18 protein-coding genes are annotated in these 22288 nt (G+C 58.7%); 9 read left to right on the top strand and 9 right to left on the bottom strand.

Annotation, left to right across the window (positions count from 1 at the left end):
• Positions 1-151: 151 nt before the first annotated feature.
• A complete protein-coding gene (locus AA0535_RS13525) occupies positions 152-499 on the bottom strand; it encodes a DUF6525 family protein (RefSeq protein ID WP_264817131.1) in 348 nt (115 codons plus the stop codon).
• Positions 500-590: 91 nt separating this feature from the next.
• On the opposite strand from AA0535_RS13525, the gene AA0535_RS13520 reads away from it, so the two are divergent.
• The 4 genes from AA0535_RS13520 (at position 591) to AA0535_RS13505 (ending at position 6648) form a co-directional block, all read left to right on the top strand.
• Positions 591-2039: an AMP nucleosidase gene (locus tag AA0535_RS13520; RefSeq protein WP_264817129.1), complete on the top strand. Its 1449-nt coding sequence runs from the start codon at positions 591-593 to the stop codon at positions 2037-2039.
• A gap of 123 nt (positions 2040-2162) precedes the next feature.
• The gene (locus AA0535_RS13515; protein ID WP_264817127.1) at positions 2163-3974 is read left to right on the top strand and encodes a M3 family oligoendopeptidase; all 1812 of its coding nucleotides are present in this window, start codon (positions 2163-2165) and stop codon (positions 3972-3974) included.
• A 3-nt stretch (positions 3975-3977) separates the two neighbouring features.
• On the top strand, positions 3978-5345 hold the full coding sequence (locus AA0535_RS13510; RefSeq protein WP_264817125.1) for an ABC1 kinase family protein: 1368 nt from the start codon (positions 3978-3980) through the stop codon (positions 5343-5345).
• A gap of 352 nt (positions 5346-5697) precedes the next feature.
• The gene (locus tag AA0535_RS13505; RefSeq protein ID WP_264817123.1) at positions 5698-6648 is read left to right on the top strand and encodes an FkbM family methyltransferase; all 951 of its coding nucleotides are present in this window, start codon (positions 5698-5700) and stop codon (positions 6646-6648) included.
• Positions 6649-6927: 279 nt separating this feature from the next.
• On the opposite strand, the gene AA0535_RS13500 is transcribed toward AA0535_RS13505, so the two are convergent.
• Positions 6928-8289: a cytochrome P450 gene (locus AA0535_RS13500; RefSeq protein WP_264817120.1), complete on the bottom strand. Its 1362-nt coding sequence runs from the start codon at positions 8287-8289 to the stop codon at positions 6928-6930.
• A gap of 69 nt (positions 8290-8358) precedes the next feature.
• Here AA0535_RS13500 and AA0535_RS13495 point away from each other — a divergent pair, with 69 nt between their 5' ends.
• On the top strand, positions 8359-9033 hold the full coding sequence (locus AA0535_RS13495; protein ID WP_264817118.1) for a TetR/AcrR family transcriptional regulator: 675 nt from the start codon (positions 8359-8361) through the stop codon (positions 9031-9033).
• 423 nt (positions 9034-9456) lie between these two features.
• The gene (locus AA0535_RS13490; RefSeq protein WP_264817117.1) at positions 9457-9984 is read left to right on the top strand and encodes a 2'-5' RNA ligase family protein; all 528 of its coding nucleotides are present in this window, start codon (positions 9457-9459) and stop codon (positions 9982-9984) included.
• A gap of 278 nt (positions 9985-10262) precedes the next feature.
• Here AA0535_RS13490 and AA0535_RS13485 read toward each other — a convergent pair whose 3' ends face one another.
• Positions 10263-11885 (bottom strand): ABC-F family ATP-binding cassette domain-containing protein, encoded by a 1623-nt coding sequence (locus AA0535_RS13485; RefSeq protein WP_264817115.1) that lies wholly within the window; start codon positions 11883-11885, stop codon positions 10263-10265.
• A gap of 164 nt (positions 11886-12049) precedes the next feature.
• Between AA0535_RS13485 and AA0535_RS13480 the strand changes: the two genes are divergently transcribed.
• The 3 genes from AA0535_RS13480 to purU all read left to right on the top strand — a co-directional run bounded on the left by AA0535_RS13480 (position 12050) and on the right by purU (position 14699).
• A complete protein-coding gene (locus AA0535_RS13480) occupies positions 12050-13132 on the top strand; it encodes a zinc ribbon domain-containing protein (RefSeq protein WP_264817113.1) in 1083 nt (360 codons plus the stop codon).
• Positions 13133-13142: 10 nt separating this feature from the next.
• Positions 13143-13568, top strand: coding sequence for a GNAT family N-acetyltransferase (locus tag AA0535_RS13475; protein WP_264817111.1), 426 nt, complete (start codon positions 13143-13145; stop codon positions 13566-13568).
• A 246-nt stretch (positions 13569-13814) separates the two neighbouring features.
• Positions 13815-14699 (top strand): formyltetrahydrofolate deformylase, encoded by an 885-nt coding sequence (purU, locus tag AA0535_RS13470; RefSeq protein WP_264817109.1) that lies wholly within the window; start codon positions 13815-13817, stop codon positions 14697-14699.
• 148 nt (positions 14700-14847) lie between these two features.
• Here purU and AA0535_RS13465 read toward each other — a convergent pair whose 3' ends face one another.
• The 6 genes from AA0535_RS13465 to AA0535_RS13440 all read right to left on the bottom strand — a co-directional run.
• Complete coding sequence (locus AA0535_RS13465; protein WP_264817107.1) at positions 14848-15462, bottom strand: YagU family protein; 615 nt, start codon at positions 15460-15462, stop codon at positions 14848-14850.
• Complete coding sequence (locus AA0535_RS13460) at positions 15449-16657, bottom strand: major royal jelly family protein (RefSeq protein WP_264817105.1); 1209 nt, start codon at positions 16655-16657, stop codon at positions 15449-15451. The genes AA0535_RS13465 and AA0535_RS13460 overlap by 14 nt, the downstream gene beginning before the upstream one ends.
• Positions 16654-17889, bottom strand: a complete 1236-nt coding sequence (locus tag AA0535_RS13455; RefSeq protein WP_373319349.1) for an SMP-30/gluconolactonase/LRE family protein — start codon at positions 17887-17889, stop codon at positions 16654-16656. Before AA0535_RS13455 ends, AA0535_RS13460 begins: the two co-directional genes overlap by 4 nt.
• 495 nt (positions 17890-18384) lie before the next feature.
• A complete protein-coding gene (locus AA0535_RS13450) occupies positions 18385-18750 on the bottom strand; it encodes a Hint domain-containing protein (RefSeq protein ID WP_264817101.1) in 366 nt (121 codons plus the stop codon).
• A 78-nt stretch (positions 18751-18828) separates the two neighbouring features.
• Positions 18829-19326, bottom strand: coding sequence for a hypothetical protein (locus tag AA0535_RS13445; protein WP_264817099.1), 498 nt, complete (start codon positions 19324-19326; stop codon positions 18829-18831).
• A 1-nt stretch (position 19327) separates the two neighbouring features.
• On the bottom strand, positions 19328-22288 hold a 2961-nt coding region (locus AA0535_RS13440), incomplete at its 5' end, for a Hint domain-containing protein (RefSeq protein ID WP_264817097.1).

Here is a 22288-nt window from a genome sequence, read left to right as displayed (position 1 = left end):
GTCATTTATCCGCTATCGGTCGTGAAAAACGCGACAAGAAGCCGAAGATCCTTTTGCGGCACTGGCTTGTTGTGACATCGGCTTGCAGGGCATGAGTTGTTCAGGCGCGGGTCCCGGCATGTTCAATCCACAAATCGGGCAAGGCTGGTCTTCAGCGACTGGAATCGTAGCGTAGCGGCGTCGCGCCAGCCTGTTGATGGGGCAGTGGGCCATTTTGCGCCACGAAAGCACTCTGTTCGAGGCGTTCGCAGTAATCCAGATAGCGGATCATCGCGCGTTCGGCGCGCTCGGTCGCGCCATGCACCTTTTTGTAATGCTTCCACAGAATGAGCGCGTTAACGGACCAGGCATCATAGACATGCTCGGCCAGACGCTGGCGTATGGCTTTGGGCAGGGCATCGAAGGCGGCCCAGGAATCGCCTTCGTGGCGGCGCCAGAGGGCCTTGCGGCAGGTGCCATCATTATCGGCTGGCGGGGAGCAGAGCTGGAGATGCGTCATATATGGTATGTTATAACGTAACTTTTTCTGCGTCTATCGCTCCCTTGTGCAACAGGCTAGCCTGTCGAAAACACGAAGCCACAGGTGGAAGATGAGCGCAGCAGAACAGGACACGCTTTTCGATCGGGTCGGGAGCGGCTTTACCCCCTTTCATGATCCTGAAGCTGCACTGAACCGTATCGAGGCGCTCTATGAAGAGGGGGTGACCCGTCTTCGGGATGCCTTTGCTGCGCGCCAACCCGCTGAATCCTTTTATCCCTATCTTGCTTTCCCTCTGGCGCGTGGCACCATTCCCGCCGATGTCAAACCGCGTTTCGGCGTTCTGCTCGAACCGGGGTTCTATGGCACCACGCTCACCCGCCCGGCATTGTTCCGCAGCTATTGGCGCGCCCAGATCGAGAACCTGATCGAGTGCTACAAGCAGCCGGTCTATGTCGGCCTGTCGCAACGACCCATGCCGCTTCCTTATGTGATGGAAGAAGCGGTGACCGGTCTGACCGAGGCGGACCTTAGGCTTCTGCAGGATAACTATGCCCTGCCGGACCTGCATATGACGGATGATACCATCGCCAATTGCGAGATCATCCCCGACCCGAATGCACCTCGGGCATTGGCGCTCTTCACAGCCGAGCGCACGGATTATTCGCTCGCACGGCTGCACCATTATACCGGTACGGCTCCACGCCATTTTCAGCGCTTCATCCTGCTGACCAATTATCAGCGTTATGTGGACGGGTTTCGCGACTATGCGCGTGCCCAGGTCGATACCGGGGGCGAGTACAGCGCCTTTGTCGAGCCGGGGGATGCGATCTACACCAAGGACGGGCAATCGGGTCAGCCAGCGGCCTCGCTGCCCCAAATGCCCGCCTATCATCTTTGTCGCCCCGATGGGGATGGGATCACTCTGATCAATATTGGGGTCGGGCCCTCCAATGCGAAGACGATCACCGATCATCTTGCTGTGCTTCGCCCACATTGCTGGCTGATGGTCGGGCATTGTGCCGGGCTGCGCCGTACCCAGCTTCTGGGCGATTATGTGCTCGCCCATGGCTATGTGCGTGACGATCATGTGCTCGATGACGATCTGCCGACCTGGGTGCCCGTGCCGCCCATTGCCGAGGTTCAGGTGGCGCTGCAGGAAGCCATGGAGCGCGTGACCGGGCTGGATGAGCGCGACATCAAGACGCGGCTGCGTACGGGGACGGTACTGACCACCGATAATCGCAACTGGGAGTTGCGGCTGCGCGCCTTGTTCACCCAGATCAACATGAGCCGGTCGATCGCCGTCGACATGGAATCCGCGACGATTGCGGCGAACGGTTTTCGCTTCCGTGTGCCCTATGGCACGCTGCTCTGCGTTTCAGACAAGCCGCTCCATGGCGAACTCAAGCTGCGCGGCATGGCCAATGCGTTCTATCGTGAGCGCGTAAGCCAGCATCTGATGGTCGGTATCGAGACCATGCGGCTTCTGCGTGAGCGCGGGGTGGACAGCCTGCATTCGCGCAAGCTGCGCGGTTTCGACGAGCCCGCTTTTCGCTGAGTTTCGCGCCTCAGGCGCGATTCAAGATGTGCTTTTCCCCATCAAGCCGGGGTGAGGCCCACTGGCCAATCGGTCGGGAAGACCCCAGATCGAACGGCACGAGATTTTCAAGGACCCGAATTCATGGCCCAAGCCGATAGCGCCTCCTTGCCCCGCTGGGATCTGTCTGACCTCTATGCGGGGCTGTCCGATCCTGCCATCGCGCGCGATCTGGCCTCGTGCGAGGCTGAGGCGCGCGATTTCGCCGAGCGCTGGAAGAACCACCTTGACCAGGCCGGCGCGTCAAAGCTGGCGGCAGCCATTGTCGATTACGAGCGTATCGATCAGCGCATGGGGCGCCTCGGGGCCTTTGCCCAGCTGAGCTTCGCCGCCCATACGAGCGATCCTGAAACCGGGCGTTTCTCGCAGGGAATGACCGAGCGGCTGACCGCCATCTCGTCGCATCTGCTCTTTTTCACGCTTGAGTTGAATCGTCTGGATGAGGCTCATCTTGCGGCACTGCTCGAACAGCCCGATCTGGCCCGCTGGGCCCCGTTCCTGCGCGATTTGCGCGTGTGGCGGCCCTACCAGTTGTCTGACGCCGTCGAGCAGGTTCTGGTCGAAAAATCGGTGACGGGTCGCGCCTCCTGGAACAGATTATTCGACGAGACCATGGCCTCGCTGACCGTTACACTGGAGGGAGAAGAGCGCCCGCTGGGCGACGCGCTCAACCAGATGTCCAGCCCGGACAGGGAAAAGCGTCGCATTGCGGCGGCAGAGGTCAGCAATGTTCTCGGCGCTAATCAGCGTCTTCTGGTTCTGATCACCAATACGCTCGCGAAGGACAAGGCGATCGAGGACGGGCTGCGGGGCTTTCCACGTCCGACATCGAGCCGTAACCGCGCGAATATGGTGGAAGACGAGGTGGTCGAGGCCCTCGTCTCGGCCGTCGACGCAGATTACGCCCGTCTGGCGCATCGCTATTACAGCCTCAAGGCGGGCTGGCTTGGTCTTGAGAAGCTGCAGCACTGGGATCGCAACGCGCCTCTTCCCGGTGACGAGGACAGGCTGATTCCCTGGGATGAGGCCAAGACCATCGTGCGCGACGCCTATGAGCGCTTCGATCCGCGTCTGGGTGAGCTGGTCGGGCAGTTCATGGAAAATGCGTGGATCGATGTCCCGCCGGTGCCGGGAAAATCATCCGGGGCATTCGCGCATCCGGTCACTCCGGATACGCATCCCTATGTGCTGCTCAATTATCATGGGCGTACGCGCGACGTGATGACCCTCGCCCATGAGCTCGGGCACGGGGCGCATCAGCTTCTTGCGGCAAAACAGGGTTATCTGCTCTCCTCCACGCCGCTCACACTGGCCGAGACGGCCTCGGTGTTTGGTGAGATGCTGACCTTCCAGGCCCTGCTCGATGCCGAGACCGATCCGAAGCGTCGTCAGCGCATGCTGGCGGGCAAGGTGGAGGACATGCTGAACACAGTGGTGCGTCAGATTGCCTTTTACCAGTTCGAGGTCCGGGTGCATGACGAGCGCAAGCAGGGTGAGCTCTCTCCGGAGCGTCTTGGGGAGATCTGGCGCGAGGTTCAGACCCGCAGTCTCGGCCCCGCCTTCGAGTTCACGCCCGATTACGACAGCTACTGGTCATACGTGCCGCATTTCGTGCACTCGCCGTTCTATGTCTATGCCTATGCCTTCGGCGATTGCCTCGTGAATGCGCTCTATGGCGTGTATCAGGGCACGACCGAGGGGCAGGGGGGAACAGGCGCCTTCCAGGATCGTTATGTCGCGATGCTGGAAGCTGGTGGGACCAAACGTCATGCCGAGCTGCTGGCGCCTTTCGGGCTCGATGCAACCGATCCCGGTTTCTGGCGCAAGGGGCTGGACGTGATCAGCGGTTTCATCGATGAGCTCGAGGCTCAGGAAAAACAGGACGAGAGCGCTTAACCGATGAGCACCCCCAAGGATCTGGATCAGACAGGCTTGTTCGGCGAGATCAAGCGTATGGCGCGTGCCTCCGGCACGGTGGGCGGTATCGCGACACGGGTGATCGGCAACAAGCTGGGATTCAAATCCAATCAGGCCATTCACGCGAATGACCTGCGCGCGGCATTGGGCGGGCTCAAGGGCCCGCTGATGAAGGGCGCGCAGATCCTCTCGACCATCCCAGGCGCCCTGCCTGAGGAATACGCCAACCAGCTGGCGGAGCTTCAGGCCAATGCCCCGCCCATGGCCTGGAGTTTTGTGCGCCGCCGCATGGTGACGGAGTTGGGCGTGAACTGGGAGCGACAGTTCCGCTCCTTCTCCCATCAGGCCATGGCGGCAGCAAGCCTCGGTCAGGTGCACCGCGCTGTCACGTCAGATGGTCAGGATGTGGCCTGCAAGCTGCAATATCCGGATATGAATGCGGCGGTGGAATCCGATCTGCGCCAGTTTCGCGCCGTCGTCGGGCTGGTTCAGCAATTTCTGCCCGCCATCAAGCAGGATGAGGTGGTGCGCGAGCTCGAGGAGCGCTTGCGCGAGGAGTTGGACTATGAGCGCGAGGCGTCGCATATGCGCCTTTATCGTGCGATGCTCGAGCATATCCCTGAGGTGACGGTGCCTTTGCCGGTCGAGGCGCTCTCGACGCGTCGCCTGCTGACCATGGAATGGGTATCGGGGCGCGGTATTCAGAAAATCCTCGACACGAATCCCAGTCAGGAAGAGCGCAATGCGATTGCAACGGCGCTTTTCAAGGCATGGTACACGCCCGTCTATCGTTACGGCATTATCCATGGCGATCCGCATATGGGCAATTTTACCATCCGCTCCGATTGGGGGCTGAACCTGCTCGACTTCGGGGCGATCCGTATTTTCCCTGCGCATTTCATCAAGGGGATCATTGATCTGTTTAATGCGCTGCGTGACAATAACGAGGAGATGGCCTTTGCGGCCTATGAAGCCTGGGGCTTCAAGGGGATTTCCCGGGATACGGCGGCCGTGCTCAATGAATGGGCGCGTTTCATTTACGGACCGCTGATGGATGATCGCGAACGCTTCATTCAGGAAAGCGACGATCCGAATTTCGGGCGCGACATCGCCGAGCGTGTGTATGAGGGGCTCAAGCGTACTGGTGGAGTACGCCCCTCGCGCGAATTCGTGCTGGTCGATCGCTCTGCTATCGGGCTGGGGAGTGTCTTTTTGCGCCTGAAGGCGAAGCTCAACTGGCACAAGCTGTTTCAGGAACTCATTGCTGATTTTGACGAGGTCGCTCTCGCGCAGAGACAGAAACAGGCACTTGAGGCAGCCCGCGTACCCCCTCCGCTCAACGGGCTCTGACGGGGGAGCCATACGGAGATGACAACAAAGGGGATGCCGTTCCCGAATGGCATCCCCTTTTTTCGTGTTTCACTTGGCGTTGTAGATTGGTGAATATCGATTTATTCATATAAATAAATAAAAATTCGATGAAAATTGAACAAAAACTATGAATATCAGAATTAATTGTGCAGTTATTCAGCATTTGGGTACTGTAGTGAAATTCTGACTTATTGGTCGATATCCGAGAAATACAATGTCATGATACATGATGACATTTAATTTTTCTGTATCCTCCGCAGCCTTTGCTTCTATATGGCAAACAAGCAATGCAGGCCACCTACCGGTGGCGCGTGAGAGGGAGCAGATTGTCGTGAATGCAATAACGAACCCCTACGCATTGGTCGAGGCGCGTTATGGCACGATGCTTGCCAATCGTTTCGATACCTATATCGGGCAGGCTCTGATCCAATATGGCGAATATGGCGAGCACGAACTCGATTTGCCGAGGCAGTACATCACCCACCCGGGCACTGTCGTAGAGGTGGGCGCCAATATCGGGAGCCAGACCGTCGCTCTTGCCCAGGCTGCTCGCGCTGTGGGAGGGGATCTTGTTGCATTCGAGCCCCAGCCATTTCTTTTTCAGAACCTCTGCGCCAATCTGGCATTGAATGGCATCGATAACGCAATTGCCTGGCCATTCGCAGTTTCTGCCCAGGCAGGATCGGTGGCGTTCGGCGCACCGGATTACAGACAGCCCGGCAATTTCGGTTCGGTATCAATGCGGGAGCAGGGTAACGTTGGCGATGTCATCGTGCCCAGTGTGCGTCTTGATGATGTTCTGGCAGGGCGCCAGGTCAGATTGATCAAGATCGATGTCGAGGGCTTCGAGATGCAGGTGCTCAGGGGGGCGGCCGCTCTCATCACATCATGTCGGCCGGTGATCTATATCGAGAATGATCGACCTGCGCAGTCGCAAGCTTTGATCGAATATCTGTGGCGGCGCGGTTACCGCCTATGGTGGCATGTCACTACTCTGTTCAATGACCGGAATCATCGGCAGCGGGCAGACAATGTTTACCAAGGGTTTTATTCCTACAATATGATCTGCCTGCCATTTGAGTCTCAGGTGACACCGGAGGATCTGCCCGAAGTGACGGATTCAGGCGCTCATCCCGGACTGAAAACGCACGAGCCTGAGACCCTCCCTGAGATGCAGGCCGCTATCGACATGCCGACCCCCTCTCTTGATGGGGTGACACTGGAACATTCGAACCTCGTGGGATCGGTGTGTGCCGAAGAGCGCTCTCTCGAGCCCGTCTGAACGCAGCGTCATCCATTACAGGATAGCTCCGCGGTGGATGACTTCGGGCACGAGCGGACGCCGTCGGGCTTCGTGTCGGGCCCCGCGTTATTCCGCAGCCAGACTGGACGGTCATCAGGTCTTTGGAGCGTAACCGGTGAGGTTCGCGCTTGGGGGAGTTCGGACTCCGGCAGGGAAGGCGGTTGCAACCAAGCGAGCCGCATCATGCGCCTAAGTGGGTGTCGGTGTGACATTGAAGGCCCTCCCGCGGACCTAGAGAACAAGGCGTGTCGCGGTTTTTCACCGTGACGTCACCGACATAAGCAGGGGTCGTGCTGGCCGAAGTGTGATTTCCATCTTGCCCGGTGGGGTCGCGGCCAGTTCAGGGGTCAACACCAGACGACGCAATATGAGAGCCAATACGGTCAGGGCCTCTGTCTCGGCAAAGCGCGCACCGATGCAAATGCGTGGACCAGCACCGAAGGGCATATAGGCATATCGATCATCCTGAGGCCGCTCTCCTGCGCGCGGGCTGAAACGCTCGGGATCGAAAATCTCTGGGGATTCCCATATCTGACGATGGCGGTGCAGGGCATAGATGGGCACGACGAGCCGAGTGCCTTTCTCGAGCGACACACCCTCAAGCTCGAAGGGAGTACGCACTTCACGGATGATGATCGGTGCAGGAGGGGTCAGGCGCATCGATTCACGCAGGACGCGTCGGGTCAGATCGAGCTGGTTGAGAGTCGAAGCATCGAGTGCGCTCTCCTTTCCGGGCAGAATACTGTCCAGTTCCCTCTGCACCCCCCTCATGATTTCGGGGTGACGGGAAAGGCGATCAAACGTCCAGGCCAGCGCAAGCGCCGTGGTTTCATGACCGGCAGTCAGAAATGTCAGCAGGTTATCGATGATTTCCTCGTCACTCATCACGCGTCCGGTATCGGGATCACGCGCGGTCAGGAGACGGTTCAGCAAATCATCCGGCCCATCGTCAACGTTGAGGGCCCGACGCGCACGTATCTGGGCAAGAGCCTGCGCCCTCAGGGCACGGGCAGCGGCCAGGCCCTTTGCCTTGCCAGGATGAGGCAGCCATTCCGGAGTCCCCAGGAGGTCGCCAAGCAGGCTCCAGCGCGTTTGTTCGAGGAACACGCCGAGACCCTCGGCCATCGCGTCAGCATCCACCGCGTCGGGGGAGGAAAGCATGGTCTCGATAATGATCCGCCCAGTCAAACGCATCATCGCCTGCTCGATGGCGACGATACCTCCCTGTCGCGCAAGCTCCTCCACACAATGTTCGGTGGCCCGGACCATGGCGGGCAGGAAGGCATCGGTTCCGCTGGCGCGGAAAACCGGGGCCAAGGCCTGCCTCTGCCATTTCCAGTCTGCACCTTCAGCGGTGAGCAGCCCGTTTCCAAGTCCGGGGCCGATGGCTCGCCTCAGCCCCTCTCCCTTGTCCAGGGCGGCTGAATGGGTGACCAGCGCCTCGCGCACAAGGTCTGGTGCACAGACATACACGATATGCTGCCTCCCCAGATGACGCTCGACAATCCTGTCGTGGAACACGGATGGGGGGAGCGCCTCGATGGGATTGCGCAGAGTGGCACTCACAGCCCTGATCTGCGACGGCAGGGAGGACAGGGTCTGGCGCAGGGATGACGACACGGGCGGGCTCCGCTATCTAAGGTCTATACCTTAGATTATATAAGGTGAACACCTTAGAAATCGAGTGCGATGATGGCGTCTATTTCTTCCACAAAGTCACGAATTCTTGAGGAGGCGAGACGTCTCGCCAATGAGGCCGGATTCGATCGCCTGACCACGCGTGAACTCGCCGAACGCTGTTCGATCAATGAAGGCAATCTCTACTATCACTTCAAAACCAAAGCCCAGATTGCCGAGGCTCTGTTCAGGGCTTTCGAGCACGAGGCCCAGGACCTCTTTGAGGGGGCATTACTGCCTGGAGCGTCAACCTCGCCCGGGGAAGTGGGGGAGTTGCTCCGACGCGCCATCGACAGGTTGCGCGGCTGGTGCTTGCTCAGCTGGAAATACAGGGCGCTCATGCGTGATGGGCATGTTCTCTTCCGGCTCGAGCCCGCGCTTCAGCCGGCAGTCGCTGAACTGACTGCAACGCTCTCGTCGCGGGTCACCCTCTTGATCGATGAACTGAGGCGCGCACGGATTCTCTCAATAGACGAGGCTCAGCTTGCCCCGTTAGTGGCCAATATCTTCATCGTTTCCACGTACTGGCTCGGCTACGTGGTGCAGCAGACCGGAGAGAGTTATCCCGACGAATCGTGCCTGGACTGGGGCTTCGACCAGATCATGGCGCTGATCATGCCGTACCGGACATGGATTACCCGGCTCATTCTGCGTCGTCGGCCTGAACTGCTTCGCCTGCGACCCTGAAGCGAGTTTTACCGCTGTACCTCCGAGGCGGGAAAAGCAGCCTCAAATCCCGTCGGTGCCCGGGGGGGATCAGAGAGGACAGAATTTGAGGTGGCGGCCGTTTCATCAGCCCGGTCACAGTTCCCGCATCAGTCGGAAGCCTCAGGTCTGGCTCGCCAGATAGTGGAGATGCCGGATTTGCTTCTGTCCGGTTTTCGCGCTTCAGGCATCTGCAAGACAGGAAAGGTGGGAAGCGCCGAGCCGAGAGTCATCATGGGATAATCTCGAGCCTCCGAGACACGTCCTCCGCGCCGAGGAGGGATCCGAACCATCGTTGCCGAGTTAGAGGACGATCATTCGGGTGCTGATCGTCACGACCATTCCTCCCGGGACAATGAGCTTTCACGATCTCCAGCACGAGGTAGGACCATGCAGGCAGACACCATGGCGCCCCTGATTCTCACTCTCGAGTTCGAAGCGCCGTATCAGGACTGGGCCCAGGCCCTCCGCACGCAATACTTCCCGCCAGAGCGCAATATCGTCCCGGCTCATGTGACCCTGTTTCATGCTCTGCCGCCGGATGTCTCGCAGGCAATACAGCTTCGTCTGCGTCAGAGGATGGATGCCCCTGGTGTCAGGATCGATGCACCGTATTCTTTGGGGCGCGGCGTCGCATTCCGTATCCACAGTGCGGGATTGAGCACCTTGCGCGCGTCGATCGTGTCCCTGGTCGGGCGTGACGTCCTCACCCGGCAGGATGCCGCTGCATGGCGGCCGCATCTCACAGTGCAAAACAAGGTTGAGCCCGACCGGGCGCGGCGCTTATTACGTGATCTCACCGAGGGCTTCGAGCCCATTGTGACAAATGCCGCAGCCCTGAATCTCTGGCGTTATGAGGGCGGCCCCTGGACCCTTATCGAGCGCTTCCCCTTCGGGGGAGAGGGTGAAAGGTCCGAGTGTTCAGCAGCCTGACAGCTCGGACTCTAATCTTTTGCTGCCCTTGCGCTGATCTCACACCCTGCGCGAAGTCTTCCTGCCTTCCCGCAAGGCGATCCGAAACGCCGGCTGCCTGTGCTTCAACCAACGTTCGACTATGTCGGTTCGACGCGCGCGCACACCAGATGAAGATACCCGGCTAGAGACAGGAGCGCGTCGTCAGAGACTTGGCACCCCGGCCGGTTCAGCGCCCCATGCATCCGTTTCCCGTCATCCATTAAGTGTCGTTGATGCAACTGGGCCAGGTGAATGCCTCAGACATGCAGGCCGGGGGCCTCCTGACCGGTCGCGGCAACGTATTCGTGATATCCACCCTCATAACGGTGAAGCCCTTCGGGCGTCACTTCCAGCACGCGGTTGGACAGCGCCCCGAGAAAATGGCGGTCATGCGAGACAAAAAGCATCGTACCTTCGTAATCGCTCAAGGCGCGGATAAGCATTTCCTTGGTGTCAATATCCAGATGGTTGGTCGGTTCGTCGAGTACCAGGAAATTGGGCGGATTATAGAGCATGAGTGCCATGACCAGACGCGCCTTCTCGCCACCCGACAGTACGCTGACATATTTGTCGACATCGTCACCCGAAAAACCGAACCCACCCGCCAGAGCGCGCAGCGAACCTTGGGCAGCGAGGGGGAATTCATGCTCCAGCGTCTCGAATATTGTGCGACTGCCATCGAGCAGATCCATGGCATGCTGTGCAAAATAGCCCATCTTCACGCTGGCGCCGATGGTGACGCTGCCTGAATCGGGTTCGCTCACGCCGGCAATGAGTTTGAGCAAGGTTGATTTACCCGCACCGTTGATGCCCAGAATACAGCAGCGCTCCTGACGACGTATCTGGAGATCGAGCCCGTCATAAATGGTGCGCGTGCCATAGCTCTTGCTCACCTGCTTGAGCAGCGCCACAGAATCCCCCGAGCGCGGTGCCGGGGCAAAGTCGAATGAGAGGGTCTGACGACGGCGCGGCGGCTCCACGCGATCGATCTTGTCGAGCTTCTTGACCCGGCTTTGCACCTGCGCGGCGTGAGAAGCGCGCGCCTTGAAACGCTCGATAAACGCAATTTCCTTGGCCAGCATCGCCTGCTGGCGGTCGAACTGGGCCTGTTGCTGCTTTTCGTTAAGGGCGCGCTGCTGCTCGTAGAATTCGTAATCGCCCGAAAAACCGGTCAACGTGCCGCCATCGATCTCGAGGATTTTGTTGACCACGCGGTTCATGAAGGCGCGGTCATGCGACGTCATGAGCAGGGCGCCATCATAGGTTTTCAGGAACTGCTCCAGCCAGATCAGACTTTCCAGATCCAGATGGTTGCTCGGCTCATCGAGCAGCATGACATCGGGTTGCATGAGCAGAATACGGGCCAGAGCCACGCGCATCTTCCACCCGCCCGAGAGCAGGCCGACATCGCCCGACATCATTTCTTGCGAGAAGCCCAGACCATGCAGCACTTCGCGTGCCTTGCTATCGAGTCCGTAACCGCCGAGTTCCTCGAAACGCGCCTGCACATCGCCAAAGCGTTCGAGAATGGTCTCCATCTGATCCATCTTGTCGGGATCGCACAGATCGGCCTCGAGCTGGGCCAGTTCGCTGGCGATTTCGGCGACTTCGCCCGCGCCATTCATGACCTCTGCCACGACAGAGCGCCCCTCCATCTCACCGACATCCTGGCTGAAGAACCCGATGGTGATGCCACGATCCTGGAAAACCTGACCTTCATCAGGGCTCTCCTGCTTGGTGATCAGCCTGAACAGCGTGGTCTTGCCGGCGCCATTTGGGCCGACGAGTCCGATTTTCTCGCCCTTCTGAATGGCGGCGCTTGTCTCAATAAAGATGACGCGCTGGCCGTTCTGCTTGCTGATCGAATCAAGGCGGATCATGGAACCTCTGGGTCGCTTTCTGGATCACGGGGGAGGGGGCGTTGATAGGACCTCGCCTCGCGATAAGCAATTGCGATCACGCGGCTGCAATTTGACGCCGCGGTCAGATCGCGCTTCCCTCGTCTGTGAGGTCCAGTCAGGACGCCGCGATGATCGGAAAAATAATGAAAAAAGGGAATCGTCTGCCGGAGCGTCTTTACGCGCTGGCCATGTGGGCCGTCTCAGTTGTTTTCGCCCTGTTTTTGGTGGGGCTGGGTGGCCTCGTTATCAATGATCTGCCGCGCAAGGCAGGTGATGTCACATACAAGCCGATCTATCCTGTTGAGATGACGCGACGCCAGGTAGCGCTCCGTGACGAGCGCGCGGCGATTGCTGCCGAGCGCCAGCTGAACGACGTTGCATTAGAGGCTGCGCAGAGCGCCACGCGCAACGCACGCGAGGGATTTCAGGCTTGGCTCGAAACGCGCAAGGCGACGACCGACCCCCGTCAGGATACGGAACTCCTGACGCGCACGGCGGCGCTTGAGCGCCTGCAACAGGCGGAACACGAGGTCACACGCAGGATCGAGGCGCTCGATCAGCGCCGCCATATCTACGACGCCAGCAAGGCGCAGCTCGCCCGTGATCTGGAGGCCGTTGACGAGGCGTATCGTCCCGTGTTCCAGCGCGCTGTTTTCAGGGCGCAGCTCCGGGTATTTGCCATAAGGCTGGCCTTTACCCTGCCACTCCTGCTTCTGGCCAGCTGGCTGGTCATGCGCAAACGACACAGCCAGTACTGGCCGCTTTATCGTGGTTTTGTTCTCGCCTCGCTCTACGCATTCTTTGTGGAGCTCGTTCCCTATCTGCCAAGCTATGGTGGCTATGTGCGCTATGGCGTGGGCGCGCTTCTGACCGTACTGGTCTGCGTGGTCCTCATCCGCAATATGCAAAGCTATCTGGCGCGGCGTCGCGTGGCCGAAGCAGATTCCGAACAGGAGCGGCGTCAGCGCGTCGATCGGGAGCAGGCCTATGCCAAGATCGATCGCAAGATCTGTCCGGATTGTGACAGGCCCATCATTCTGGTCGATGGGCTTGAAACCAATTACTGCGTTCATTGCGGGCTCACACTGTTCGAACACTGCAGTCGCTGCGAGACGCGCAACCTTGCTTTCAACCGGTTTTGCTTGAGTTGCGGAAGTGCGAGTCTCGGTCATCGTGACAAGACGGACGAAGCCTCCCGTGATGCGCCTCCGCTCGAATCAGCTTGAAGGAACGCCCATGAGTCCCGCCATTCGCCTCGCCCGTATCGCTACCGATGACTGCCTCCCGCTGCGCCGTGAGGTGCTCTGGCCCGGTCTGACAGAAGAGGAATGCCGCGTCCCACAGGATCCGGAAGCGACGCATCTCGGTGCCTTTGACGGTGATCGCCTTGTCGGATGTCTGTCGCTCTGCCCTATCGGGCCCGGTCTGGTCCAGCTGCGCAAATTCGCTGTTGTGGCGGATCTGCAGGGACAGGGGATCGGCGCGCAGATGATGCACGAGGCCATCGCCATCTGTCGGAAAGCAGGGGTGGGGCGCCTGGAACTCGATGCCAGAAGCAGCGCGCTCGGGTTCTACCGCAAATTCGGCATGGTCCCGATGGGGGAAATATTCTTCAAAGGGCCCATCGAACATCAGCGTATGGCGCTCGATCTCAGGACCTGATCTCAGGGCGGGAGGAGACCCCCCGAGATATTGTCGGGCAGGAAGGGTTCCTTAAGTCTTTCACATTGCGATATGCACATGGAAAGAGGGCAGACTCAGCGCCGAAGCGCTCATCCCTGCAACGACCCGGTCCTATGCAGGAAAAGACGGAATTGCTAAGCGCAGGCTTGGGATCGTGCGATGCCAGTGCGCGTAGCACTGTCTTACGGTCCCGTTCAGGCCAGAGATAGAAGGAAGAGGTCGGGAATGAGCCGTTATTGCGTCACGGTGACATGTCAGGCACGGCGCGGGATCGTTGCGGCCATTTCTGGTTATCTGGCCGAAAAGGGCTGCAATATCAGCGACTCTGCCCAGTTCGATGACAAGGAGACGGACCGCTTTTTTATGCGAACCAGTTTCGTTGCTGAAACAGGGACAACGCTGGAAACCCTGAGGCGCGATTTCGCGCCCGTAGCGGAACGCCATGGCATGCAGGCGCAGTTCCACGACGAAAGCGAGAGGCTGAATGTCGTGGTGATGGTATCGCGCTTCGGCCATTGCCTGAACGACCTGCTCTATCGCGTGCGGATCGGGGCGCTACCCATCAATATCGTGGCGGTGATCTCGAACCATCTGGATTTCCAGAAGCTGGTCGTGAACCATGATATTCCGTTCCACTACATAAAGGTCACGAAGCAGAACAAGGCGGAAGCCGAGGCGCAGCAGCTGGCGATCATCCAGGAAGCGGGAGCCGATCTGATCGTGCTTGCACGTTATATGCAGGTGCTTTCCGATGCGATGTGTCAGGAGCTTTCCGGGCGGACCATCAATATCCACCATTCCTTTCTGCCCAGCTTCAAGGGCGCGCACCCCTATCATCAGGCCCATGCCCGCGGTGTGAAGCTGATTGGCGCCACGGCCCATTATGTGACGGCCGAACTCGATGAAGGCCCGATCATCGAGCAGGACATCATCCGCGTCTCGCATAATCAGTCACCGGAAGATTATGTGGCATTGGGGCGTGATGTGGAGAGTCAGGTTCTCGCGCGGGCGATCCATGCCCATGCCCATCGACGGGTATTTCTTAGTGGCAAAAAAACCATCGTTTTTCCCGCCAGCCCTGGCTCCTACGCGTCCTCGTTCAGGGGGTGAATGCCAGCCTGCAGGGACTCAGGAAGGCTGCAGGTGAAAACGTCAAACCGGCGCGGTATTCCGGATACGTCAAAGGTGCCGGCGAAATTGTTCGAAGGGCCGGTACCCGATCGCCGACTCCGCTTGTTTTCCGGCGCTTGTCCCACCGTCAGAGAGTGCCGGAGCTGACCTCTGCCGAGGCGCGCGGCAGCGACGCTCCCATGATCTCTCGTCGCACCAGATCGATCACCCAGGCCCAGAGAAGATGACCCAGGGTTTCGGACATGATTTCCGCGGGCGGAAGTGCCCAGAGTGGCGGTGCCCATTGCCCCATTGGAAGCACGACGCCGTGAAAAAGGATCGTGACGACGAGACCGAAAGCCAGACCCTGGGCGAGAGCGATGCGCGGGCAGAACCGACAGAGCACGCAATAAAGCAGGGCGAACACGATCGAAAACAAATGATGCACCAGAAGCACGCCACCCTGCACCAGATGTCCTGAATAGCTGTAAACGAGGTGATCGACCGAGACGCCGAAATCCCGCAGCATTTCCGCAGGAGGGCTTGGTCGGTCTGGGGTGCGGGGCGGAAGCGGCATTTCTGTCCCCCATTTCACAAAACTCGCGATATTCCCGCCCACGAACCCGGCCCAGAGCATGCGTGGCAGCGAGGGAGGGGCACATGGGCTGAGGATGGTCGTTTTCCCCCTCGTATCGAAGGGAGACATGCTGTGCGGCTTGATGCCGGTCATGACCAATGCGACACGCTCATTACCGCTTAGCATGGCCCGTGTCCGTATCATCGGGTGCCGAGGAGGGTGCCGTCGTCGGCGGACAGGGGGGCAGCTTCATACGGTAGATGGTGGTTGGCCCCTGAAGCGGGCGGCTATTCTGGAACGCGATTTCATCGAGCCGGGAGTCGCTGATATAAAGCCAGCCCTGTGCAATCGCGAACCCATCCGCCCAGTCAAGCACGGCGGGATTATCGTAGACTTTCCGGGTGCGCAGCTTGGGTTCGTCTCCCGCCAGCGTCAGGGCATAGAGCCCGTGATTTTCGATATCGCCGACCCAGAGCCGATTGCAGGTATCCATTTCTATCCCGCCGCTCATGACGGACTGGCCGAGATATTGTGCTTTCTTGTCCAGATCGGCATCGCCCAGATGGGCGTTGAGCAGATCGGCCGTCGCGATGCGCCAGTAATGATGATCGGTGAGTGGGCGGTAATACAGCCAGGCACGATCGGGTGAGAGGGCAATCCCGTCATCCTGCGTGACGGGCAGGCTGCCATCCTTTTTGCGCGCCAGTTCGCCATAGATATGAAGGTGCTGTTTCGGGTCTGCGATGCCCGAGCGCGTATTGGCCAGAACCAGACGATAGGCCCCGGTGTCGAGATCCATCACTACCAGCCCGCCACGTCCCCATTCATTGGTGATGTAGGCCGTGCGCGTGCGGGTATCCACACGTACGTCGTTGAGGGAGTCTTCAGGGGTGATGTCAGGACCGAAATGATAGATCTGAATCAGCCTTCCCGTCTCGGCATCGAACTCTGCGAGCTTGGGGGGCAGGGCTTTCTGGTCCACCGAGGGGAGGGAAGAATCCAGCACCCAGAGATGGTTCTCATCGTCCACCCAAAGTGCGGGAACGGAAACCCAGAGTTCGCGATTGACCGGCTTGGGCTCGAACCGGTTCCAGTTGGCATCCGGAAACGGTACGAGCGCGCCGGTTTTCGGGTCGATGCGGACCACGCTGGCGCTGTAGCGCTTCATGGTGGCGGGGGCAGAGGCATAGACGAGGCCTGAACGGGACACAGCCACGCCGATCATGTTGAAATCGGACGGGAAGCGTTTGACCACCTCGAGTGCGGGCTGTTCCGGGGAGGCCGAGGTCGCGGCGTAAGCGGCTGGGCTCGAGCCGAAAGGAGCGAGCCCTGCGCCAGCGATGCAGGCCGAGAGGGTAAGGGTCTTGAAAAAAGAGGTCATGACAATCCAGCTCCCTGCGTGGCGACGTCGAGTGTGAAGATCGTATTTTCCGCACACATGAACAGGCGATCGCGCTGCGTACCCCCGAATGTCAGGTTGGACACACTGCGTGGCAGACGCAGCCGCCCGATCATCTTGCCTGCGGGGTTATAGATGAACACGCCGCACAGCCCGAGCGGGCCATTGGCCGCCACCCAGAGATTGCCCATGCGGTCGGCCTTGATGCCATCGGGCATCAGTTTCTGACCTGCAAGGGTCATGTCAGCAAAGACACGCTGGTTCGAGAGGGCAGCATTTTGCACGTCGAAGGCATAGATATTGCGGTAGCCGCCGCCCTTGGGACGGCGTGCGCCCTTCTCACTCGAGACGATATAGAGCGTTTTCTGGTCGGGTGAGAAACAGAGCCCGTTTGGTCCGGAAAGCTCAGCACCTGTGAGTACACTACTGAGCTTGCGGGTTTCCGGATCAAGATGAAACACATGGGTCTCCTGACCCGCCTGACCGCCAAGCTGTTCGGTCGCCTCCAGATCGAGATTCCAGGTCAGATTGCCCTTGGTCGGCTTGCCGTCCTGGGGGGCATCGGGATGTCCTTCCCAGAGTCTGTCGCCATAGGGCGGATCGGTAAACCAGATGCCGCCCTGGGCATCCACCACGATATCATTGGGGGAATTTAACCGCTTGCCCTCGAAGCTTTCGGCCAGGATCGTGCAGCGTCCATCATGCTCCCAGCGAATGACGCGACGCATGCCGTGCTCACAGGTGATCAGACGCCCCTCACGGTCGAAGGTATTGCCGTTGGAGTGATAGCTCTCCTTGCGAAACACCGTCATGCAGCGTTCCTCAGGCAGGTAGCGGTACTGGGTGCTGCCCATCACGTCGCTGGTGATGAGAAACCGCCCGTCGCTGGACCATGCCGGCCCTTCAAGCCAAAGCGCCTTGCCCTTCCAGGCCTGAACGAGCGGCGCATTATCGAGAATGACCGTCGAAAATGAGGGATCGTAAAACAGGATATCCGGGTCGGGCGTGAACGCCACCGGAGCCTCGGGCCCCCAGATCCGGGGTGGGGAACTCACGACGCTGGGGGGCGCGATCACTGAGTCTGCCGATGGCGCGGCGTGTGCGCGCGAGAGCGAGGCAAGAAGCGATGCGCCCACTACAGCATTGCCGAGAGACAAGGCTTTGCGCCTTGTCAGAGCCCCAGGATGAGCTGGGCACTTTTGTATTTCCACCATAAGGAGCTTTTCCGCCGATAAGGCACCGTTATCACAGTACGAACAACCACAGATATGCGCTTCCTCGGCAACTCGATGTGCCAACCTAGAAAAATAGAGGATGTTGAACACTACATTCTGTGGATGTGTAAGATAATGTGACGAGATGTCTTGAGATAGAGGCGGAATTGGAATGACTTGATCAATATATCTGATCGACTTGGCTTTTGGTGCCGATACACACCACCGTCGAAGCGCTGCTTCCAGGTATTATATGAAGTTCTGACGGCATTGTAGTTATCAGCCCTTTGCCGATTTATCGATTTGATGCCCGATAGTCAGAAAACGCGCGGCAAAGAGGGGCGGGTGAAGTCGCGGGAGTTGGCGGAGTGTCCGATATATGCGCGCGGATTCCGGCGCGCGTATTTGCTCGACATCTATAAGGACAGATAAGTCGGGCTGGGCAGGCGGTCTTAGCATTAAGGCAGCCAAGCCGCACCCCCGAAGTGGTCGACGCTAGGATTTGGCTTTCAGGGCAATCCCGTTTACGACGACGATGATTGTCTCACGTAAGGCAAATGACCTGGCTACATAGCTTGTGTAGTCAGTATCGAAATAGATACTCACACCGTTCACGAGACGCCTTATCGGAATGAAAAGATTGTCGATAAAGATCTCATGACTGGCCGTGACCAGGAGATCGGCGCACGGTATCTGTTCCGCGATCGCATTTTTGCGAATACGTACTGGATATCCCGCCAAGACGTCGGGGAGAGACTCATCGACTTTGACGCGATACCCACCGACCCATGAGACGAAATCGTTTCTGATTTTATGGTCGTGGAGCGAGAGTAGCTGCGCGCCGACCGTGAGTTCACTCACAAAGATGCTGTGTCCCTCTGCATTTAGAAGGGACATCGGAACATCACTCAGGACAAACGGCATTATTCTCTTTTCATTCTAATCGATGGCGTATTGGCCAGTCTCTGTGATTTCAACGGCGAGAATTCGGCTGAAATGATTGCAGCTTTCATTCAGGGAAAGGCAGGCAGCACCATTGGTCCAGCGGCTGGCCGGGCTGTCTATCTGATGCCAACCCGGAAGATACTTCGAACGGAGGTGTTTATCTTCCGACGTGGTTTTGTTGGGGCCGAAAAGAAGTATCTCCCCAATTTTTACGCCGAGAAGTCGGGTGTCATCCGTATAGGCTCCAACTGTCTCATAGCGCCGGAAGGTTCTGGATCTCAGTATGGCAGTCCTTTTTACATCGTGTCCGATGCTAAATATGGTGTATTTCGATGTTGATCTACTTGGGTTGATTGTCTTTCCGGTGTCTGTCTCGAGGTAGACTTGTGGGTCCGTGCTGAATTTTGGACGTGAGCCGACGGGTGGGGTTCTTGCCAGAATATCGAGATAAATGCTTCTGATTGCCTCAAGATTTTCATCGATGATCATCATTTCAGGCCCTTAAAGATGAGAGGCAATGCTGTGTGTAAGCCAGACTTGTCTCTGTCATTTCGTAATCGACCGAGGAGGCAATTTCGACCGCCACAATGCGATCAATGCGCGATTGCGATATTCCAAGCGTCAGCAGCCCTGAGCCGACCGTCCATCTGAACGAGGGCTGATCGAGGGCGCCCCAGCCAGGCAAATCTGGCATGCGCAAATGATCGTCATGCATGCGATACGTGTCGTAATCATAGATCTCGATAGCACCTACCAGAACGCCCAGGACGCGTCTGTCGTCAACAAACGGCCCTATAATGTCACTGGGTCGCATTGTCGCGGAGGCGATATACACCTCGCGGTATTGCGGAGGAACGTCGAAGATATAGCGTGCTTCGTCACGTCGGCTCGGCCACAGCCTCCGACCGTCCCTGGTAATGAGATGTATGCCCGCCTCGGAACTTAGATCATGCCGAGTTTGGATGCGGATACCAGCGTGCCCACGGAGGCGGTGCCAGACTTCCTCAATGAACTCGCTCGATGTGGCTAACGGAGCCGCAGCATCCCGGGCCCAGGTTTTACGCGGCAGAGCGTTGTTCCGCTCGGCGATGTTCTCAAGAATGAACCGTTCGCGATTGCCGGTATCGAGATAGCTCTCAGTCAGGGCACCGTTAGCGATGATGACCGAATGGCGTTCTGTTTCGACATGATAGTAGTCGTATTGCTCGAAAGTGCGATCGTAAAGAATGCTCACCCCGTTCACAAGCATACGTACCGGGATGAAGACACCGTCAATGAACAGGCAGTGTTCGGGCGTGATTAGGAGATCCTTCGCAGGAACATTCAGATCGAGCGCGCCCGCTTTGACCCGCACGGGATAGCCGGCTTCGTCGATGAGGCGTACATCGTCGCAGACCACATGCCCTTTGCCGATAAAGACGATTTTTTCAGGAAAACGTTTTCCATCGACAGACACCAAGATTTCGTCCCCGGTGCTCAGCTTTTCCACTGCCCGCGGCCCATTGGGCGTTTCAATCATCGTCCCGGGTAGGAAGCATACCTCGTAAAGCGTCGAGCCGTTGGGACCATCACTGAGGGTGTAGCCTTGCTTCTTGACACCCGGGATAGACATTGTGAACGTTCCCCCGCTTCTCAGGTGCAGCGTCACGTGGTCATCATCTGGATAACTGACACTCAGTATGTCGCTATGCTTGATATCACTCAGAACGATCTGGTCGGATTGACCTGATTTTGTGCCATTGAACCCGGCAAGAACCGTCGAAGGGCTCCCCGTGCCGGTTACGGTCAGTTTGGTGTAGCTGTCACCCGCAAGATTGACTGTGCCTCCGGCACCCCCATCCAGCATCGCATTCGCGCCCGCAGAGAGGTCCAACGCACCTGTAAGCTTCCCTCCTTGATTGATCGTAACAGATCCTCCGGAAAGCACGCTGCCTCCTTGCAACGTGCCGCCGCTGTTGACGCCGACCTGGCCACCAAGGCTAACCACAGGGGTGAGACTTGTACCACCCCCGAAAACTGTTTCAGTGCCGCCTGCGGAAATAACGGTGTTGGCGGCTGAACCCCCGGACCAGACGAACTGCTTGGCATTGCGCAGGATGGTACCGGAGGCAACACCGCCTCCTGCGGCACCGGTGCGATTGTTGTTGCCGATATCCTGCCAGCCATTTGCTGTGATGACAGCATCGCGCGAAACGGCGCCGGTGCCCTGCACGGCCAAGTAGCCGCCACTCACAGTCTCGCCGATGCCGGTGCCACCACTGCCGATCAGAATGGCACCAACACCTCGGTTATCGCCGGACCCATCGCCAATTCCCGAGCCAAATGCGGTCATGCCCGAACCGGTGCCGTTTACGATGGTCTCAGTACCTCCCGGTGATACTTGCCCGACCCCGCCGGTTCTGACCTGCGTGTTGATGCTCGTGCCGCCGGAGTAAACTACGATTGTACCGCCTGAGAGTATGGTAGTCCCGCTTGTTAAACCTCCGTTCGATACGGAGACGGCACCGCTGGCAGTGGCGGATACATTATTCGCCACGCCGCCAGATTTGATCAACGCAACTGCTAGATTTCCTGAAACCAAGCCTCCATTGAGTGTGCCATACACGGTCGGTTGGCTCGTGATGAGCGTATTCGGATCGAGTGTTGCCGTCCCCCCGCCAGAAATGGTGCCGCCGTCGAGGGTGGCACCACTGGCACCGGTCAGGGTACCGCCGGAGCTTACAGTTGCGTTCTGCGCGTAACCGCCGCCGAGGACGGAGACGGAGCCCCCGGAATTAATGACGGTGTTGTTGGCTCTTCCCCCTGTGGAGATGACTTCCGTACCGCCCGCGGAAATTACCGTGTCCGCGGCTGATCCCCCGGAGCTGATGAACTGCTTGGCATTACGCAGGATGGTGCCGGAGGCGACACCGCCTCCTGCGGCACCGGTGCGGTTGTTATAGCCGATATCCTGCCAGCCATCGCCCGTGATGACAGCATCGCGCGAGACGGCGCCGGCGCCCTGCACGGCCATGTAGCCGCCATTGACGGTCTCGCTGAGGCCGGTGCCGCCGCTCCCGATCAGGATGGCGCCGTTACCGGCGGCGTTGCCGCCACCGGAGCCAAAGCCTGCCCCATTGGCCGTGAAACCTGAACCGGTGCCGTTTACAATGATCTCGGTACCGCCCGCATAAACTGATCCATCGCCCCCAGCCTGGATCTGCGTGTTGAAACTCGTACCGCCGGAATAGGTCCAGATGGTGCCCCCCGAGAGGGCTGTAGCGCCAGTTAGCGTGCCGCCGCTCGATACATAGATCCCACCCTGCGCGCTCGTTCTGACACCGGAGACCGAGCCGCCGGATTGTATGCGGACAACGATAAATCCGCCTGAGGCCAAGCCACCCGAGAGAGACCCGTAGACATTGGGTTGTCCCTTGATCAGAGCGTTTGGGTCGAGTGTCGCAGAGCCGCCGAA

It is taken from the genome of Asaia krungthepensis NRIC 0535 (genome assembly GCF_025995175.1).
In the GTDB taxonomy this organism is placed as follows: Bacteria; Pseudomonadota; Alphaproteobacteria; order Acetobacterales; family Acetobacteraceae; genus Asaia; species Asaia krungthepensis.
Note: the sequence above shows the minus strand (reverse complement) of the source record. Positions and strands in the feature narration are given on the sequence as shown.

Coding starts and splice junctions, on each gene's coding strand:
- AA0535_RS13525 (WP_264817131.1), bottom strand. CDS start 499: ATGACGCATCTCCAGCTCTGCTCCCCGCCAGCCGATAATGATGGCACC.
- AA0535_RS13520 (WP_264817129.1), top strand. CDS start 591: ATGAGCGCAGCAGAACAGGACACGCTTTTCGATCGGGTCGGGAGCGGC.
- AA0535_RS13515 (WP_264817127.1), top strand. CDS start 2,163: ATGGCCCAAGCCGATAGCGCCTCCTTGCCCCGCTGGGATCTGTCTGAC.
- AA0535_RS13510 (WP_264817125.1), top strand. CDS start 3,978: ATGAGCACCCCCAAGGATCTGGATCAGACAGGCTTGTTCGGCGAGATC.
- AA0535_RS13495 (WP_264817118.1), top strand. CDS start 8,359: ATGATGGCGTCTATTTCTTCCACAAAGTCACGAATTCTTGAGGAGGCG.
- AA0535_RS13490 (WP_264817117.1), top strand. CDS start 9,457: ATGGCGCCCCTGATTCTCACTCTCGAGTTCGAAGCGCCGTATCAGGAC.
- AA0535_RS13485 (WP_264817115.1), bottom strand. CDS start 11,885: ATGATCCGCCTTGATTCGATCAGCAAGCAGAACGGCCAGCGCGTCATC.
- AA0535_RS13480 (WP_264817113.1), top strand. CDS start 12,050: ATGAAAAAAGGGAATCGTCTGCCGGAGCGTCTTTACGCGCTGGCCATG.
- AA0535_RS13475 (WP_264817111.1), top strand. CDS start 13,143: ATGAGTCCCGCCATTCGCCTCGCCCGTATCGCTACCGATGACTGCCTC.
- purU (WP_264817109.1), top strand. CDS start 13,815: ATGAGCCGTTATTGCGTCACGGTGACATGTCAGGCACGGCGCGGGATC.
- AA0535_RS13465 (WP_264817107.1), bottom strand. CDS start 15,462: ATGCTAAGCGGTAATGAGCGTGTCGCATTGGTCATGACCGGCATCAAG.
- AA0535_RS13460 (WP_264817105.1), bottom strand. CDS start 16,657: ATGACCTCTTTTTTCAAGACCCTTACCCTCTCGGCCTGCATCGCTGGC.
- AA0535_RS13455 (WP_373319349.1), bottom strand. CDS start 17,889: ATGGTGGAAATACAAAAGTGCCCAGCTCATCCTGGGGCTCTGACAAGG.
- AA0535_RS13445 (WP_264817099.1), bottom strand. CDS start 19,326: ATGATGATCATCGATGAAAATCTTGAGGCAATCAGAAGCATTTATCTC.